This is a genomic window from Enterobacter cloacae complex sp. IR53030 (assembly GCF_049238365.1).
Classification (GTDB): Bacteria; Pseudomonadota; Gammaproteobacteria; order Enterobacterales; family Enterobacteriaceae; genus Enterobacter; species Enterobacter kobei.
The window spans coordinates 137782-155742 of record NZ_JBMKHA010000002.1 but is presented as its reverse complement, the minus strand read 5'-3'; the positions used below and the strand labels follow the sequence as shown (position 1 = coordinate 155742).

General features: G+C 57.9%; 15 protein-coding genes and 1 pseudogene. 3 read left to right on the top strand and 13 right to left on the bottom strand.

Going from position 1 to position 17961, the window contains the following annotated elements; translation table 11 throughout:
• Positions 1-92: 92 nt before the first annotated feature.
• The 3 genes from ACOTXR_RS02560 to ACOTXR_RS02550 all read left to right on the top strand — a co-directional run bounded on the left by ACOTXR_RS02560 (position 93) and on the right by ACOTXR_RS02550 (position 3296).
• Positions 93-1580: a UbiD family decarboxylase gene (locus ACOTXR_RS02560; RefSeq protein ID WP_063433807.1), complete on the top strand. Its 1488-nt coding sequence runs from the start codon at positions 93-95 to the stop codon at positions 1578-1580.
• A gap of 128 nt (positions 1581-1708) precedes the next feature.
• Positions 1709-1996 carry a VF530 family DNA-binding protein gene (locus ACOTXR_RS02555; RefSeq protein WP_014883875.1) on the top strand — a complete coding sequence of 96 codons (288 nt, stop codon included), beginning with the start codon at positions 1709-1711 and terminating at the stop codon, positions 1994-1996.
• A 7-nt stretch (positions 1997-2003) separates the two neighbouring features.
• On the top strand, positions 2004-3296 hold the full coding sequence (locus ACOTXR_RS02550; protein ID WP_058689952.1) for a glycoside hydrolase family 10 protein: 1293 nt from the start codon (positions 2004-2006) through the stop codon (positions 3294-3296).
• 42 nt (positions 3297-3338) lie between these two features.
• Here the strand turns inward: ACOTXR_RS02550 and dsbG are convergent, their stop codons facing one another.
• The 13 genes and pseudogenes from dsbG to ACOTXR_RS02485 form a co-directional block, all read right to left on the bottom strand.
• On the bottom strand, positions 3339-4097 hold the full coding sequence (dsbG, locus tag ACOTXR_RS02545; protein WP_014883877.1) for a thiol:disulfide interchange protein DsbG: 759 nt from the start codon (positions 4095-4097) through the stop codon (positions 3339-3341).
• Positions 4098-4138: 41 nt separating this feature from the next.
• Positions 4139-4750: a DsbA family protein gene (locus tag ACOTXR_RS02540; RefSeq protein ID WP_058689951.1), complete on the bottom strand. Its 612-nt coding sequence runs from the start codon at positions 4748-4750 to the stop codon at positions 4139-4141.
• A 7-nt stretch (positions 4751-4757) separates the two neighbouring features.
• On the bottom strand, positions 4758-6782 hold the full coding sequence (locus ACOTXR_RS02535; RefSeq protein ID WP_058689950.1) for a protein-disulfide reductase DsbD family protein: 2025 nt from the start codon (positions 6780-6782) through the stop codon (positions 4758-4760).
• A 48-nt stretch (positions 6783-6830) separates the two neighbouring features.
• A complete protein-coding gene (locus ACOTXR_RS02530) occupies positions 6831-7199 on the bottom strand; it encodes a hypothetical protein (RefSeq protein WP_014883880.1) in 369 nt (122 codons plus the stop codon).
• Positions 7200-7286: 87 nt separating this feature from the next.
• On the bottom strand, positions 7287-7847 hold the full coding sequence (locus tag ACOTXR_RS02525) for an RNA polymerase sigma factor (RefSeq protein WP_078309863.1): 561 nt from the start codon (positions 7845-7847) through the stop codon (positions 7287-7289).
• A gap of 5 nt (positions 7848-7852) precedes the next feature.
• The gene (locus ACOTXR_RS02520) at positions 7853-8272 is read right to left on the bottom strand and encodes a hypothetical protein (protein ID WP_023292366.1); all 420 of its coding nucleotides are present in this window, start codon (positions 8270-8272) and stop codon (positions 7853-7855) included.
• 198 nt (positions 8273-8470) lie between these two features.
• Positions 8471-10023 (bottom strand): annotated as a pseudogene (locus ACOTXR_RS02515) (methyl-accepting chemotaxis protein).
• 89 nt (positions 10024-10112) lie between these two features.
• Positions 10113-11129, bottom strand: a complete 1017-nt coding sequence (locus ACOTXR_RS02510) for a LacI family DNA-binding transcriptional regulator (protein ID WP_048996764.1) — start codon at positions 11127-11129, stop codon at positions 10113-10115.
• 28 nt (positions 11130-11157) lie between these two features.
• The gene (locus ACOTXR_RS02505) at positions 11158-12564 is read right to left on the bottom strand and encodes a sucrose-6-phosphate hydrolase (protein ID WP_058689946.1); all 1407 of its coding nucleotides are present in this window, start codon (positions 12562-12564) and stop codon (positions 11158-11160) included.
• Positions 12564-13934, bottom strand: a complete 1371-nt coding sequence (locus ACOTXR_RS02500; protein WP_014883886.1) for a sucrose-specific PTS transporter subunit IIBC — start codon at positions 13932-13934, stop codon at positions 12564-12566. Before ACOTXR_RS02500 ends, ACOTXR_RS02505 begins: the two co-directional genes overlap by 1 nt.
• Before the next feature lie 67 nt (positions 13935-14001).
• Positions 14002-15519: a carbohydrate porin gene (locus tag ACOTXR_RS02495; RefSeq protein ID WP_058689945.1), complete on the bottom strand. Its 1518-nt coding sequence runs from the start codon at positions 15517-15519 to the stop codon at positions 14002-14004.
• A gap of 173 nt (positions 15520-15692) precedes the next feature.
• Entirely contained in the window at positions 15693-16583 is an 891-nt protein-coding gene (locus ACOTXR_RS02490; protein WP_058689944.1) for an aminoimidazole riboside kinase, read from the bottom strand.
• Positions 16584-16672: 89 nt separating this feature from the next.
• The gene (locus ACOTXR_RS02485; protein WP_032636460.1) at positions 16673-17884 is read right to left on the bottom strand and encodes a diguanylate phosphodiesterase; all 1212 of its coding nucleotides are present in this window, start codon (positions 17882-17884) and stop codon (positions 16673-16675) included.
• Between the last annotated feature and the right edge of the window lie 77 nt (positions 17885-17961).

The following is a 17961-nucleotide window of genomic DNA, read 5'->3' as shown; positions in this document are numbered from 1 at the left end:
AATAAATTCATTATCAATTTAGCAGTAATGATGCAATTGATGCTATGGGTCATTGTCGTAAAAATGGAGGTATTCAACCGAGGGAGGAAAATATGGAAAACCCAGTCAACGATCTCAGAAGTGCCATCGCCTTACTGAAGCGCCACGAAGGCCAGTATATTGAAACCGATCATCCCGTCGATCCTAACGCAGAGCTGGCAGGTGTGTATCGTCATATTGGCGCGGGCGGTACGGTAAAACGCCCGACCCGCACGGGGCCGGCCATGATGTTCAACAGCGTGAAGGGCTATCCGGGCTCGCGCATTCTGGTAGGCATGCACGCCAGCCGTGAACGCGCGGCACTTTTGTTAGGCTGTGCGCCTTCTGAACTGGCAAAACATGTCGGTCAGGCGGTGAAAAAACCGGTCGCACCCGTTGTCGTCCCGGCCTCGCAGGCCCCTTGTCAGGAGCAGGTCTTCTACGCTGACGATCCGGACTTCGATCTGCGCAAACTGCTGCCAGCACCAACCAATACGCCGATTGATGCAGGCCCGTTCTTCTGCCTGGGACTGGTGCTGGCAAGCGATCCGGAAGACAGCTCGCTAACGGATGTCACCATCCACCGCCTTTGCGTGCAGGAGCGCGATGAGCTATCCATGTTCCTGGCCGCCGGTCGCCATATTGAAGTCTTTCGCAAAAAAGCGGAAGCGGCCGGAAAACCGCTGCCGGTGACGATCAACATGGGGCTCGATCCCGCTATCTATATCGGCGCGTGTTTTGAGGCCCCCACCACACCGTTTGGTTACAATGAGCTGGGCGTCGCCGGGGCGTTGCGCCAGCAGCCGGTCGAGCTGGTACAGGGCGTGGCGGTAAAAGAGAAAGCCATCGCGCGGGCGGAAATTATCATTGAAGGCGAACTGCTTCCCGGCGTGCGCGTAAGAGAAGATCAGCATACCAATACCGGCCACGCGATGCCGGAATTCCCGGGCTACTGCGGTGAGGCGAACCCGTCTCTGCCAGTGATCAAAGTGAAAGCGGTGACCATGCGCCATCAGGCTATCCTGCAAACGCTGGTGGGCCCCGGAGAAGAACATACCACCCTGGCCGGTTTGCCGACGGAGGCCAGCATCCGCAATGCGGTTGAGGAGGCGATTCCGGGCTTCCTGCAAAACGTCTATGCGCATACCGCGGGTGGCGGTAAATTCCTGGGTATTTTGCAGGTGAAAAAACGCCAGCCGTCAGACGAAGGACGCCAGGGCCAGGCAGCACTTATCGCGTTAGCCACCTATTCGGAGCTGAAAAACATTATCCTTGTCGATGAAGACGTGGATATTTTCGACAGCGACGACATCCTGTGGGCTATGACCACCCGTATGCAGGGCGATGTCAGCATCACGAATATTCCGGGGATCCGCGGCCACCAGCTGGATCCGTCTCAGTCGCCGGATTACAGCAACTCAATTCGCGGAAACGGCATCTCCTGCAAGACCATCTTTGATTGCACGGTGCCGTGGGCGCTGAAGGATCGCTTCGAGCGCGCGCCGTTTATGGAGGTGGATCCGACACCGTGGGCACCTGAACTGTTTAAAGACAAAAAGTAAACGAACGTTCCTCTTTCTTCACCCCTCGGGGGTGAAGAATTTCACGCTTAAATTGCCGCTTCCCCTGCTTTCTTGTACCCTTTCATCGGTAACTCCACCCCCACAAAAATTGAGACATCCGGACACCTATGACTGCACACATTTCTAACGATCCTTTGCATGGCGTCACGCTGGAGATGATGGTCAACGCCCTGGTGGCGAAATATGGCTGGAGCGAGTTGGGTGACCGCATCAAAATTAACTGTTTCAGAAAAGACCCCAGCGTTAAATCGAGCCTGAAATTTCTGCGCCGTACCCCGTGGGCACGCGCGGAGGTCGAAGCCCTGTATCTGGATTCCCTCCACGACGAGGGACATAAAGAACAGGAGGCGCCCGCCTTTAATCCCTGGGCTAACAGTCGGATTATCAAGAGCTAATACGCAAATGACGCGACACGTAAAACGGATCGGTGCGCTGGCTGGCTGCGCACTTTTACTTGTAAGCTGCTCCTCAAAACCACCAAAATCATTAGTTACCCCGCTCCCCACCGTCAGCAAACCGACCCAACAGGCAAACGAGCCGATGCGCGGGATCTGGCTTGCGACCGTCTCTCGCCTCGACTGGCCGCCGGTGGCCTCGGTGAATGGCTCCAGCGCTGACCAGCGCATCGCAATGCAAAAGCAGGCGCTTATCGCCAAGCTCGATAACCTTAAGCACCTTGGGATTAACACGGTATTTTTCCAGGTAAAGCCTGACAGCACGGCACTCTGGTCATCAAAAATATTACCGTGGTCAGATATGCTGACGGGCAACATCGGCGAATATCCGGGATACGATCCGCTTCAGTTTATGCTGGATGAAGCGCACAAGCGCGGTATGAAAGTCCATGCCTGGTTCAACCCGTACCGCGTGTCGACTAACACGAAGCCGTCAACCATCGCTGCCCTGAACCGGACGGCGTATCAGACCCCGTCGAGCGTCTATGTCCAGCACCCGGAGTGGGTACGCGTCTCGGGCGATCGCTTCGTACTCGATCCCGGCATTCCGGAAGTGCGCGACTGGATAACCCGTGTCGTCACGGAAGTCGTGGCGAACTACCCGATAGACGGCGTGCAGTTTGATGATTACTTTTATGCTGAATCACCGGGATCCGCGCTGGATGATTCTCAGACTTACCGGCAGTACGGACAGGGATTTGCCTCTAAGGCCGACTGGCGAAGACACAACACGCATCAGCTGATCGTCCAGGTTTCCCGCGCGATAAAACAAACCAAACCCGACGTTGAGTTTGGCGTCAGCCCGGCTGGCGTGTGGCGTAACCGCTCCTTTGACCCGGCAGGCTCCGACACCCGGGGTGCCGCCGCCTACGATGAATCCTACGCCGATACGCGTCAATGGGTGCAGCAGGGCCTGCTGGACTACATCGCCCCGCAGATTTACTGGCCCTTCTCCCGGGATGCCGCGCGCTATGACGTGCTGACCAAATGGTGGGCCGACGTCGTGAAGCCGACCCACACGCGTCTGTACATCGGCATCGCGTTCTACAAAGTGGGCGAACCGTCGAAAAATGAGCCGGACTGGACGGTTCAGGGCGGCGTGCCGGAACTGAAAAAACAGCTCGATCTCAATGATTCACTGCCCAACGTCAACGGCACCATCCTGTTCCGGGAAGATTACCTGAACAAGCCGCAGACGCAGCAGGCGGTCAACTATCTCAAAGGACGCTGGGGTAGCTAACCGGACGGCCGAGCAGAAACGTCCTGTTTCTGCCTGCGTTCTTTACGGCTTCGGCCCGAACATCGCTTCAAGCTGCTGCGCGTCCGGCATCCCGACAACCTGCTGCAGCTCGTTTTCCGCGTTCATATAGTAAATGGCCGGGGTGGCGTTGGCCCCCAGACTGTCCATCAGCGCCTGGTGTTTCTGCAGGATCGCTACCGTTTCGCGAGACCCTTCCCCCTCAGGTTTCGGTAACTTTTTGCCACCGGAGAGCTCGTACTCGCGCCAGGCCGAGACCGGATCTTTCGCATTCAGGATCGCGGCAGCGTTACGTCCGCTGTTAGGGTTAAGAAACGCCACCAGCAGCGTATTCAGCTGGACCTTGCCCGCCTTGACCCACGGCTGCGCCTCTGACCAGAACTGCTTGCAGTACGGACAGAACGGATCGGCGAAGACGAAGACTTTGCGCGGCGCGTTATCCGCCCCTTCCTTCAGGGGATGCGCCGCGTTGAGCGTCTTCCACATTTCGCGTCCCATCGGGGCATAGATCTCTTTCTGGAAATACCCCTCGCTGAGGTTTTTCCCTTTGTCATCGTACAGATAGCCCGAAATCACGTGCTTGCCGTCCGGGGTTAAAAAGAGCGTCACCCCCATGTCCTGATATTGCCCCAGCCAGGCCGGCGCGCCGCCGGGAGCATCCAGCTTCTTGATGATTGTAATGTTCTGCTGCTCACTGAAGTGCTTAACCACATCCGGTATAGCGTCAGCAGCCTGGACCAGCCCTGAGGTCGCCAGTGCCGAAAGTAACAGTAATTTTTTCATATCCCTCTCCGGTTTATCGGGGGCATCACGCCCCCTTCAGGTTAGCGGTTTTTCAGCGCGTCGCTGACGATTTCATCGAACTGTTCAAAAGGCACCCAGCCGGGCAGCAATCCCTCACCAATCAGCGTGGCGGGCGTACCCTGAATGCCCATTTTTTCCGCGACAAGCAGGCTGCGCTTGATCGTCATCAGACTCTCCTCATCAGGCGTGGTAACGCTGACCCCTGCCCGTTTTTGCGCTTCCTGAATGCTGGCGTCATCGTGGTACCCCTTTTTGGCCATCAGGGTATGGTTCAGTTTCATAAACGCCCCGGGATCCTGACGCCAGAGCGTGAGCGCATCGCGCGCGGCGGTCAGCGAACTTTCCGAGCGGTAAGGTAAAAACTTAAACACCACGGCGACATCGGGATGTTTTTCTACGATCTTCTCCAGATAGGGGTCGAATTTCTTGCAGTACGGGCAGTTGTAGTCGGTAAACACCACAAGGGTGAGCTTTGGATTTTTCGCGCCGATACGCGGGGAATTCGGATCGTTAAACAGAAAATCCGCGATCATCTTCTGCGCACGTTGCTCCTGGTCTGGCGTCAGCGGCTGAGCGGCCATCGCCTGAGCCGAGGCCAGCAGGAGCATCAGCGTGATAAGGAATTTTTTCATAATACGTTTAGCCTTTTGCGTTGTTCAGGGTGGTGACCAGGGTGCGTTTATCCAGCAGCGGCGAGAGGATTTCGCCCTCCGGCAGACCAGGGCCATATACCGCATTAAACGGAATAGCGTAGCGGTTTCGCTTCGCCAGAAAATCCGCGATAAAGGCGGACGGCTGGCTCCAGTCACCGCGCAGCGCCACTACGTCCGGCTGACTCAGCGCGGCAATGATGTCTGGCTGATTCAGGACCCGATGCTCGTTAACTTTGCAGGTCACACACCAGTCCGCCGAAATATCCACAAACACCCGTTTCCCCTGAGAAAGCGCCTGCTGGATGGCGTCTTCACTCAGTGGCTGCCACGGGATGGCCTCAGCGATATGTTGCGCCGGAGCGTCCGGCGGCGAGGTAAACACTCCGCGCAGCTGATACCCGCCAAACGCCGACAGCGCGATGACCACGATCCAGAACAACGGCGAGGAGGTTTGCCCCTTCAACGCGAACAGCACCAGCGCGACAACAATCAGCACCAGCACCACGATCTGACTCACCATTGCCCCCAGATGCAGGCTCAGCAGCGTCGCCAGCCAGAGGCTGGAGGCCAGCATCATCAGGCCCAGGATCGCTTTAAGCGTGTTCATCCAGCGGCCAGGCTTCGGCAGCAGCATGGCCGTTTTGGGTACCAGGGCGACAAACAGCCACGGCAGGCTCATGCCCACGCCGAGCATCAGGAAGATGAGCCACAGGGCGTGCAGCGGCGCGCCAAGGGCAAAGGCAACTGCGGTACCGAGGAACGGTGCGGAGCACGGCGTGGCCAGCAGCGTAGCAAAAATCCCTTCGCAGAAACTGCCGCCAAGCCCAGCCCCGCCTGCCGTAGCCAGTCGCCCGGTAGCGGCAGAAGGCAGCAGCATCTCAAACGTTCCAAACAGGTTCAGCGCAAAGAGGAAGGTCACGGTAACCATCAGCCCGATAAACCACGGGTTTTGGAACTGAATGCCCCAGCCCAGGGACGCCCCGGCCAGCTTCAGCCCGGTGACCATGGCTGCCAGCAGCATAAAGGAGGTGAGGATCCCGGCGCTGGTTGCCAGGAAGCGTAGCCTGATGACGCGTCTGTCCGAACCCGCCTGCAGAATGCTGTTAAGCTTCATCCCCATCACCGGCAGTACGCACGGCATCAGGTTGAGGATCAGCCCGCCCAGCAGGGCAAAGAGCACCATTTTGCCCGTCCCGCCTGGGGCGGAAGTCTCGGCGGGCGTAGCGCCAACGGTCATCGTGGTTTGCTGTGCGTCACTGCCATTGGTCAGCACAAATGACAGCCTCTTGCCTTCCAGCGACGTGGGCTTATCGCCCCATTCGTCGGTGACGGGCACCGTGACCCGAAGCGTATTGCCATCGTGCTTAATGGCCGGCTCGCCGGGCAGAATATCCCCCTCCAGCGGGTCAAAGTAGATCCCCGGATTATCCCATTTCCCGTCGGTCGTTCCCGTCACCACCAGGTTGCCGTCAGAGAGCCAGGCCGACAGGTCGGCGGAAACGCCAGACGTGCCCGGCACGGCCTGCATCGCGCGGTCAAAGGCGTGACGGAAACCGTCATCCACCGGCTGTGTAAAATCGAGGTGCAGCGGGTAGTCCGTCAGCAGACAAACGTTACTGCACGTGGAGAGCGTGAGCGTGCCGTCGAGCGTGTCGCCCTTCACGCCGTCGAGCACGATGGGGATCGTGACCTTATCGTGATAGCCCTGCGTGGTCATACCGGAGATATCGAATCGCGACGGTACCGGCCAGGACCAGCTATCCGTAACGCCCTGCGGCCAGCTGATTTTTGGCGCGACGCCACCCTCGCCCGGCGACCGCCAGTAGGTTTTCCAGCCGGGCTTTAGCTCAACGGTGAGCAGGCCTTTAATGTGCGTTTGTTCCCTTTCCGCCTGAAAGCGGATGCGGGCGTGATCGTTTTGTGGGGAGACCAGCCAGCCTGTGTCCGCCGCATGGACAATTCCGATGCAGGACAGCCACAGGAAGACGAATCCCCTGAAGAGGTTAACCATGTTTTACTCCGTGAACAGTGAAAAATTATCGTGTGATGACGATGATTTTCATTCACGGAAAACGCAGTTTTTAAGGTGTATTCGGGGAGGCGGTGCCTGAACGGGCTGTTCCACGGGCGCAAATGCCCGCCCTTGCGTAAACAGCTGCAGCAGCGCGAAGAAGATAATAATGGCCGGCAGCGCGCCGTCGAAGAACAGTGGCTGCGCGCAAAGCAGGGAGTGCGCGCCTAGCTGACAGGGTGAAGGCCCAGACTCCCCGGCGTTGCTTTGCGACGGGGCGTCTGCACTCAGGGCGATCTGCGGCTCCAGTCCCTGTAAAAAATGGTTGAGCATGACCGCACGCTGCACGAGGCAAAGCGCCATCGCGAGACAGGTAACGATCAAAAGCCATTTTCCGAGGAGCTGACGGTTGCGCATAACATTCCAGAGTGACAAGACGCCCCGATCATAAACGATAGTGATGAATCTACAAGTACCGGAAGTGTAAGGTTTTGTCTGAGGCCGCTATTCGCCCGTCAGGGCATCATAGATATCCCGCAACCGCGTGCGCAGAAACAGCACCGCCTTGTGCTTGCGGGATAACAGCGCCTGTTCGCTGGCCCCCGTCTCCTCTGCCAGCATTTTAATGCTGTAGCCGTGAAGCTCGGTCTTTTCAAACACCTCGCGCTGCGGCGGCGGCAGTTCAGACAGGGCCTGCCCCAGCTCTTCCCACAGCAGCGTTTTGAGATACTCCTCTTCCGGCGTCTGCGGGACACCGAACAGGGTTTCGGCCAGCTCGTCCTCCGGGAAGCCCTCCTCCTCTTCATCCGTAAAATAGCCGGAGAGCGACACCTCGCGTTTCTTACGCGCCCGGTCGGTCATCTCGTTACGCGCCGCGCGGAACAGCCAGGCGGCGACGTTTTCGACCGGCTGCTCCACCTTCATCAGCTGATAGGTCACTTCCTGCAAAATGTCGTCGGCGTCGTCGCGCACGGACGTTCGTCCGCGAATGAAGGCCTTCAGCCGGGCACGGCAGGCGTTGAGCGGCGACATCAACAGGGATCCGCCCACCTCTCCGGCTTTCATCTCGCTCACTCTGCGTCCGGCGCTTTTGGCGTAGCGTCATCGCGCTTATCGTCACGATGACCGTGCCAGCCGCAGTGGCCGCGCCCGTGGCGACCAAAGCCTTCGCGGCGCTGCTGAATAAACGCCTCGCGCTGCTCGGGCGTCATGTTCATCCAGCGCTCGTGCATCCGGCGGTGTGCGCCAAACATGCCGGGACGGAAGCCCAGTCCGCCAAACAGAATGCGGCTCAGCACCAGAATGCCCAACGCCTGCCAGAAACCAATGGCTTTCACGCCAAGGATTGCCGGGAGCAAGGCGTTCCACAGGGACATCACCAGCAGGCCGAGCACGATGAAAATCACCGCGCCGATGACTAAGCCCTTGCCCATACGGTGACGACCAAATCCGCGCCCGTGACCTCTGCCGTGCAGTTCAAAATCTCTCATGGTGTTTACCTCGTTTATTGTAACTGATTATGGCTTGTGATGAGGTAGACGGATAAGGGAGGGAAATATTGCTGAGGGGAATGAAATAATTTTACGGATGCGCAATCGCAGCGAGTGCCCGGCGGCGCTAACGCTTGCACGGGCCTACAGATTTCGTAGGCCGGGTAAGCGTCAGCGCCACCCGGCAGATTCAAAGAATTACGCCTGCACCGGCAACCTAAAACTCGAAATACTCCGTGAAAGCTGCTGCGCCTGCTCTTCCAGCGAGGCAGCCGCCGCAGCGGACTGCTGCACCAGCGCGGCGTTCTGCTGGGTCACGCCGTCCATTTCGGTCACCGCCTGCCCGACCTGGCCGATCCCACGGCTCTGCTCTTCCGAAGCCACGGAGATCTGCTCCATCAGCGTATTCACTTTGTTCACCGATGAAATAATCGAGTCAATCACCTCGCCCGAGCGGTTGACCAGCTCCGCACCGTTTTTCACGCTGGAAACCGACTGCGCAATCAGGCTTTCAATGTCTTTGGCCGCCACCGCGCTTTTCTGCGCGAGGGTGCGCACTTTTCACTGGCCACTACCGCAAAACCGCGGCCCTGCGTACCGGCGCGCGCCGCTTCCACCGCTGCGTTCAGCGCCAGAATGTTGGTCTGGAAGGCAATGCTGTTAATCACGCTGGTAATGTCTTCGATGCGCTTCGAATTCGCCGCGATGGTATTCATCGTGTCGATCACCTCGCGGGTCACCGCTTCGCCGGTATGGGCATTGTGCACCGCGTCCTGCACCAGTTTTCCGGCCTGATACACGTTATCGGTATTGTTCGCCACCGTCGCGCTCAGCTCTTCCATGCTTGCCGCCGTCTGGGTCAACGCGGAAGCCTGCTGCTCGGTACGTGATGCGAGGTCGATATTGCCGGAGGCAATCTCCTGCGCCGCGTGCGTCACGGTGTGGCTCGCATCGCGCACCTGAGCAATAGTGGCCAGCAGTGCCTGACGCATCTGCTCCATCGAGCCCATCAGGTGGTCGATTTCATTATGCGAACTCCCCTTCACCGGCACCGGAATGTCGAGCTTGCCCGCGGCGATCTGGCTGCAGTGCTCGCGCGCCAGGTTGACCGGCGCAAAGACGAAGCGCTTCATGAAGAGGCTGACGGCAACAATCACCAGCACAAACAGGCAGGCGATAACGGCAATCATCACCAGGCCGGAGACGAAATTACTGCTCGCGTCTTCGTTCAGGCTTTTGGCGTATTTCTGGTGGACGGAAAGTACCTGGTCGAGAACGATTTCGTACTGGCGGTCGAGGCGGGAAACTTCCGGGATCAGCGCGTTAAATTTAGCAACATCGTGTGCCTCAGCGGCATCGATCAGCGGCGCCAGCCCCTGGTTGCGGTAGTTTTGCCAGGCATCCTGATAGGCACTCACCAGTGGCGCTTCATCCGTAAGTCGCGGCGAAGCCATAAAGGCCGCAAAGGCGTGGTCCGCTTTGGTCAGAGCCTCTTTCACGGCGGCAAGCTTCGCCGCCCCGTCTGCCGAGTTGCCCGCTTCCACCATCTTCACATACTCCATCACGCGAACGCGCAGCGTACGGCTATGGTTGATGGGGTCAATAATCGACAGCACAACCTGGATCTCTTTGTTGACGTTATCCAGGGAATTATTACTTTTAATGATGAGGCCAACGCTGGTGACGGTGCTGACCACAAAGAACAAAAGCAGTGAGAACAGGACAATCAGGGATGACTTTTTCAACGACATAAACCAATACCTCAAGGAGAATTATTCCTTATGGTTATCGGCGCATCCAAAACTTAAATTAATTAAAGTTATTGATGTATCGAACGAGGCTATACCGCTGACTTATAGCGCCGCTGCAGGGTGGCATCTAGCTTCCGCTGCAACGGCTGCGGCGTCTCCCCTTCGATCAATTTGCCAATCAGATCAAAGCAATGCCACGCCAGCTGGCGATTGTCCTGGCGAATGGTATCCACGGGGATCGTCAGCGAATCGTAGAGATAGTGATCGTCAAAGCTGGCTAATCTGATATCACTTTGCATCAGGTTATGTTGACCCATATAGCGCAGTACCCCTTCCAGCAGCCCGCAGGCGGCGGTGAACAGGGCTTTCGGTGGGCGCCCCAGACGGGCGCAGAGTTCGGCGAACATTTCGTAGCCGGAGCTCGGGTGGTAGTTGCCGTGAATGATCCACTCGGGGCGCAGTTCCACACCGGCCGCTCGCAGACCTTGCTTAAACCCTTCCAGACGGTCGCGAGTCGGAGAAAGGCGCGGCTGTCCGCCCAGAAAATAGAATTCATCCGGATGCTGGCGGGCAATATCCGCCACCAGTTCCGTCGTTGGGGTGATGGAATCGGTGATCACCAGCGGCAACGTGCTGTCGTTCATATGGCGATCAAAAAGCACCACGGGCAGCTGCTCGCTGAGTTTCAGGTAGTCCGCATCATTAAGCATGCTGGAGGCGACAATCAGTCCGTCGACCTGACGCGCCACCATGTTATTGACGACCACCGTCTCCTGCCCCGGATTTTCATCGCTACAGGAGATCAGCAGCTGGACACCCGCCTCGCGGCACAGCGTTTCAAGCTCGTGAGAAAAGACGGCAAAGCCGTAGTTGGTGATCTCCGGCACCACCAGACCAATGGTGTGGCTACGGTTATCGCGCAGTGACCGGGCGTGAATGCTGGGCTGATAGTGGTGCTCTTTCGCAATCGCCAGCACGCGTTCACGCGTCTCTTCCGCCACGCGAAGCTCTTTGCTGCGCCCGTTCAGGACCAGGCTGGCGGTGGCTTTTGACACACCCGCCAGCTCCGCGATGTCTTTAATGGTGACGCGTTTTGTTTTTCTCACAACGACTTAGATCCGGCTGCCAAAACCCTCATTCTATCATGCAGGCGCGCAGCGACCAGTAGCGTAATGTGATATCGGACGCACCTTCGAAGCGCACCCAGGCCGTATGGTCAGGAAAATAGCGGCTGCTCATCACCCCTTCGCCATGATTGATGAAAATTTCAACGCTGGAGCGGTCGCACAGGACGCGTAAATGGTGGACGTCCCCCAGCCAGTAGCGGGTCAACGTCTCACCAGTTTTCAGGCTCGCGCGTTCCAGCCGCACGCCCTGCTCATCAACCGTGAGGCGCAGCGCGCCCGCAAAATCGACGTTCACCTGCGAGGCGCTTAACTCAAACTCCAGTCGCGCGGCATCCAGAACGGGCGCATCGCTGGCACGTCCCTGCCAGTGCTGCTCCTCTTCACGCAGCGCCGCCAGCTCACGCACCGGAGTCTGCCAGAGCTTGCCGTCGCGATACTGCAATTCGCGCGGGCAGGTCATCTGGTGCATCCAGCCGTGCGACCGCGTCGGCTGAAGCATCTCTTCCCCGTCCGGTACGCCCATCCAGCCAATCAGAATGCGTCGTCCATCTTCCGCCAGCGTCGTTTGCGGGGCGTAAAACTCAAAGCCCGCGTCAAGCTCGTGCAGCTCGCCGTGCGCAAACGTGCCGCGTTCATAGCTAAACGCCCCACTCATCCAGGCGGCCGGATAGGTGTTGAGATAGCGATACGGCTCGCGCGCCAGCCCCTGCGGACAGCAAATCAACACGTGCGTACCGTCGAGCGCGAACAGATCCGGGCACTCCCACATATAACCTGCGTCCTTCAGGCCGTTGACCCCGTGACCAGCGATTTCACCGCAGGAAGCCCAGGCATGTAAATCAGCGGATTTAAACAGCAGCACTTTGCCGCGCTTTTGCAGATCCTGCGCGCCCAGCACCATGTACCACAGCCCGTCGTGTTGCCACACTTTCGGGTCACGCACGTGACCGGTGTAGCCCTCCGGCAGCGCCAGCACCGGCCCCTGCTTTTTAAAGGTGCCGTCCGGCTGTTCCTCGGCCAGGCACTGCCAGGCGGTACGGCTGCCGTCATCGAACTTCACGTTGCCGGTATAGCACAGCGTCAGCACGCCCTGGTTATCCACGGCGCTACCGGAGTAGCAGCCGTTGCGGTCATACTCTTCGTCGGGCATCAGCGCCAGCGGCTCATGCTGCCAGTGGACCAGGTCCGCAGAACTCCAGTGCCCCCAGCATTTATAACGATGCTCACAGTCCAGCGGATTCCACTGATAGAACAGATGGTAGCGACCGGCAAACCAGATAAACCCGTTGGGATCGTTCATCAGCCCCGTCACCGGCGCGGCGTGCCATTGCGGATAATGGCTGTCAGCCTGCGCGCGCGGCTGCCCTTTCATAACGGCCTGCAGAATCGCAGGCCAGCGGGAAGGTAACGTCATTATTCAGAGTCCGTTTTATATTTCAGCAGCAGCGAGACGGTAAACGCCACGCCGAAGGCAATTACCATGCCGATAATATAGTTGAGCAGCGAGCTGGCCTGCACGATGGCCATACCCGGGATGGCGGTTAACCCGACGGCAGTCATGTAGACATGCACAGAGACCACCCAGGCGCCCCCCACCGCGCCACCAATCAACGCGGCAATAAACGGCTTAACGAAACGCAGGTTGATACCAAAAATAGCCGCCTCGGTGATGCCCAGCATCGCAGAGAACGCCGACGGTAACGTAATGGCTTTGATTTTGGCATCGTTGGTTTTGAACCACACCGCCAGACAGGCTCCGCCCTGCGCCACGTTCGCCATGGCCCAGATCGGCAGCAGGAAGTTTACGCCAATCGACGGGTTGCCCAGCAGCCCCGCTTCAATCGCGTGGAAGCTGTGGTGAATACCGGTGATCACAATCACCGAATACAGTCCGCCAAACAGCAGCCCGGCCAGCCAGCCCGCGTGGGCGATAAGCGTGCTCAGGATAAAGGAGATACCATCCCCTAAGGCGCGTCCCGCCGGACCAATAATCAGCAAGGCGATAAAGCCAGAGATCACAACGGTGAGGAACGGCGTCAGGATCAGGTCCAGCGCATCCGGAATCACGCGGCGCAGGTTTTTCTCCACGATGCTCATAAACCAGACGGCCAGCAGCACCGGAAATACCGTGCCCTGGTAGCCAATCATCGCGATCTCCAGGCCGAAGAAGTTCATGGTGTGGAAACCGGACGCCACGCCCCAGGCGTTAGTCAGCGCCGGATGGGTCAGGATGCCGCCCAGCGTCGCGCCCAGGTACGGGTTACCGCCAAACTCCCGCGCGGCGGTAAAGCCGATCAGGATCGGCAGAATGATAAACGCCGCCGAACTGCACATGTCCAGCATGATATAGATAGCGTTGTCCGCATTGACCCAGCCGTAGGTTTTCACCATGCCGAGCAGACCCATCAGCAGGCCGGACGCCACAATCGCAGGAATGATCGGCACAAAGATATTGGAGAGCAGACGCGCTATGCGCTGGAACGGGTTCAGCTTGCGCGCCGCCAGGTCCGCCGCCTCAGACTTGCTGGACTCGCTAATCCCCGCCGCCTGAATAAACGCGGCGTAGACTTTATTCACCACGCCCGTACCAAAAATCACCTGCATCTGCCCGGCGTTACGGAAACAGCCTTTAACGCCGTCGACCTTGCCGATCGCCTGTTGATCGGCCAGCGCGTCATCAACCAGCACCAGACGAAGACGCGTTGCGCAGTGCGCCGCGCTGGCGATATTTTCCTTGCCACCCAGCAGCGGAATAAGCTCGCGGGCGATTTGATTAAAATCCATAGATACCTCTGCCTGACTTCTTTTTTATGATGTGCGAAACGCCCCCGCCAGGCGGGAGCGTGATGGGTTAAAACCAGGTTTCCATCTGGACCCCAAAGTTCCATTCCCCGCCGGCGTTGAAACCGCTGCTGCCAAAGGCATCATCGCTGGCGTAATTATCCAGTTTGCTGCTCCAGTCCATCCAGGTGGCGAACAGGCGAAGCTCCGGGCGGCTGAAGAAATCGCCGATTTTGCTCGCTTTTAACGTCGGAGCAAAGGTCAGCTTGTAGAAACTGCCGTTGACGGCGTTTCGGTCTTTATAACCTTCCGGGTTTAAGTCCATATACTGATAGCTTCCCTCAAACGCCAGCGCGAAATTCTGGGTCACCTCTTTAATCAGGCGGGTGTTGAGCGTGACCCACTCATAGCTGTCGCCTTTGACGTAGCGATCTTTACTGCTCTGCGCCAGAACGGCAGGCGCAACGCTCCAGCCACCGCCAATTGGCGTGACACCGTAACTTGCAAAGCGCCAGGTATCCGCCTCGGACAGCAGTGCGCCATCGGAGCCGATGCTTTTCACTTCCGCCCCCAGCCCGTGACCATACAGCAGCGCGGTTTTGGCCGTGCCTTCCCGCAGGCCGTAGAAGCTCTCGTTGTGCAAGCCCACCAGGGCATGAACGCCCGTGTTAGCGGCATCCGTTTTGATGAGATCGCCGTTCGCGTCTTTACGATCGTCATTATCTTTAGCCCGCAGGCCGCTCACCATCAGCTGGAGCGGTCCGGCGAAGTGGTTCATGCTGAGGATATAGTTCTGAACGTTATTGTCGGTCTGCTCCACGCTGCCGAAGTTGCGGCCATAGAGGGAGAAGTTACTGCGCAGCGAATCGTTCCATTTCACGTCGTAGACGCCACCACCGGTACCGGCCAGGAACACCACGTCGGAATCCAGCCAGTGAATATCAAAGTTATCGCGGTCGAAGCGTTTACCTGCCCAGAATGTACTGCCCTTCAGCGCGCCGGTGAAATCAGGGAGATTGCCCAGCTCCGCAAAGGCCTGACGAATATTGAGATCGCTGGTATCAGCTGACCAGTCGTTATAGGTTCTCTGGCCGTCGGCCAGCATCGCTTTAAAGCGCGTCGTCGCCCCGTTATCCAGGGTCTGTTTGTGCTCCAGGTTCAGCTCAACGTAGGTGTCGGCTTCATTACCCAGACGCCCTACCGCACCACCGGTTTCGCCGGCTGGGGTCAGATACGGACCGCTTTTGCTGCTGGAGGCCGCGTCATTCATCAGCAGGCCGGAACGAGCGTAGCCGTGGAACTCAAACCCGCTGCTTTGATCCGCTTTCTTCTCCAGCGCAGTGGTGCGCTGCGCCACCGCCTGGGTTGTCGACTGCGTCTGCTGCTGCGCGGCAACGAGCTGCTGCGTTTTTTGTTCTGCTTCCGCGGCGCGTTTCTCCGCCCTCTGCGCGCGCGTCTCTGCGTCCTGAAGGCGTTGTTCCATTGCGGCAAGCCGCGCTTCGATACTTGTCATATCCGTTTGGGCAAAAACAGAGGTACTTCCGGCCAGCATGCCTATCATCACGGCAAGTCTGCGTTTTTTATACATTTTGTCGCATCCCTCAAAGAAGTCATTAAACGTGCTAAATTGCTAAACCGGTTTAGGTTGCTGATACTAAACTGGTGAATTTTGGATCGGCAATCTTTTTTGCTAAACCGTTTTAGTAAGTGTGATCGGGGCGACAATTCAGGCCGTCGACCGACGGCCTGTAAAGGGAGAAATTAAAGGTCGTGCTGCCAGGGCAAGGCGGTCATCGCCCCTTTCGCAGTGGTGGCTAGCGCGCCGCAGCGCTGGGCTAAGGTGATGGCGGGAACCAGTTCAAGACCGGCGGCCAGCCCGTAGAGCAGTCCGGCGACGAAGGCATCCCCCGCGCCGGTGGTATCGACACACTTAACCGGGGTTGCCGGATAGTGGTTCACGGTGCCTTCATGCCAGGCAATAACGCCATCTTTACCTTGCGTGACGAGCACCCGCCGCGCCGGACAGCGGCGCATGAGTGCAGCCAGACCGGCGTGCACCTGCTCCTCGCCGGTTAAAAATGCCAGTTCCTCGACGGAGAGTTTCACCACATCAGCACGTTGCAGCGCCTCTTCAAGGCTGCGACGAAGTGCGGTTTCATCCGGCCAGAGATCCGGGCGTATATTGGGGTCAAAACTGACGTAACCGCCCGCCTTCCTGATGGCATCCATCGCCTGAAAGGCCGCACTGCGGCTGGGTTCAGCGCTTAGCGCGATGGAGCAGACGTGCAGCCATTCACCCTGACTGAAGGTAGGCAGATCGGCAGGTTCCAGAAACAGATCGGCGCTCGGGCGCACCATAAAGGTAAACGAACGTTCGCCCTGTTCGTCGAGATCGACCACCACCGTTGAGGTGCGGTGTGCCGGGTCAAGGCGCATCCACTGCACATCGACCCGCTCGTCAGCCAGTGTGTGAGCCATAAAGCGCCCGAAAGGATCGTCTCCAACTCTGCCAATAAACGCGCTACGCCCCCCCAGGCGGGCAATACCGACCGCAACGTTTGCCGGGGCGCCACCCGGACATTGCAGTAATCTCCCTTCTCCATCAGGCAGCAGATCCACCACCGCATCACCCAGTACCCAGATTTTTTCCATGTGAACCTCGAAGCTAAACTATGTTAAACCGTTTTAGCTATTTAAGCACAGGCAGGACGACGGGGAAATAACGCGAGTGGAAAATTGCCTTAACGCACCAGGTGCGGCCAGTGAATATCACCGACGCCGTTAAGCAGCGGGCGGGCAAACAGGAAGCCCTGGAAGCGGCGGATCCCGGCAGATTCGAGCCAGCACCACTCCTCTATTTTCTCGATACCTTCCGCCACCAGGGTGATTTCGAGATCGGAGCAGCAGCTAATAATCGAGCGTACAATCGCCTGTTTCGGACCGCTCAGGTGAATATCGCTGATAATCTCCCGGTCAATCTTAATTTTATCCGGCTGGAAGCGCGTCAGCAGAGAGAGACCGGCATAGCCGGAACCAAAATCATCAATCGCCATGCCAACCCCCTCACCGCGAAGTTGTTTAATGGCGCTGTTGAACTGATTCAGTCCGGATATCATCTCGTTTTCAGTGATTTCCAGCACCACCTGCTCTGGCTGAAGCCCGTGTTTTTTAATCTCACCGACCAGAAATTCCACTGCGCCAGGGACATTCACCAGCGACATCGGCAACAGGTTGACCGCAATTTTGTGGCTGCCAATCCCCAGCTTTTCCGCCAGCGCAAAGGCATAGGCTTTCGTCTGGAGATCGACCTGATAGAGGGTGTCCGGGTCAAGGGCGCGGAAGAACTGCTCCGGACTGCCGCCGTCATTGCTGCGGATAAGGGCTTCAAGGGAGCTGATCTTGCCTTCCGAAGGCTCAACAATCGGTTGAAGCGCAAATTGACAGGTTTGCGCGGCAATCAGGCCCAGAGACTCGCCAAAGGGTAAGGTTTCGGGTTCGAGCGCCCACTTTGCCGGATCGTAACGTCCACCCGACGGGTTCGGACGCTTATCTGTAATAAACGTCTGAATAAATTTGAATACGCGGTCATCGGAGGCCAGGTAACTGTCGAGTTTGCTGTAACGCAGCACCGATTGCAGCACCTCTTTCGGCGACTGCGTCTGAAGATCGAACAGCAGCATCCCGACGTTTTCAAATCGTCTGCGCGGGCCATAATCCCGCATCAGTTCAACCACTCCGCTGTGCCGCTTGTCATCACGGATTTTATTGAACAGCCTGACCACGCCCTCTTCGGAACCTTCAAGAATTTGCAGTACGTCATCCCCTTTAGAGAGGAGCACACCGGTTATATTCAGCTTCGCGTTACGGCGTCTGGCGCGCTCCACCACCTCCCGGAGTTCGGTTGACGGGTGGGATAAATTCAACTGGCTTCGGTAAATGAGAGTCGTCAGCACAAAACGGGTTCCGATGAGAGAGGTGCCTTGAAGGTATTATTTAACATACTTAATCATTGCGACCTAACATATTCACA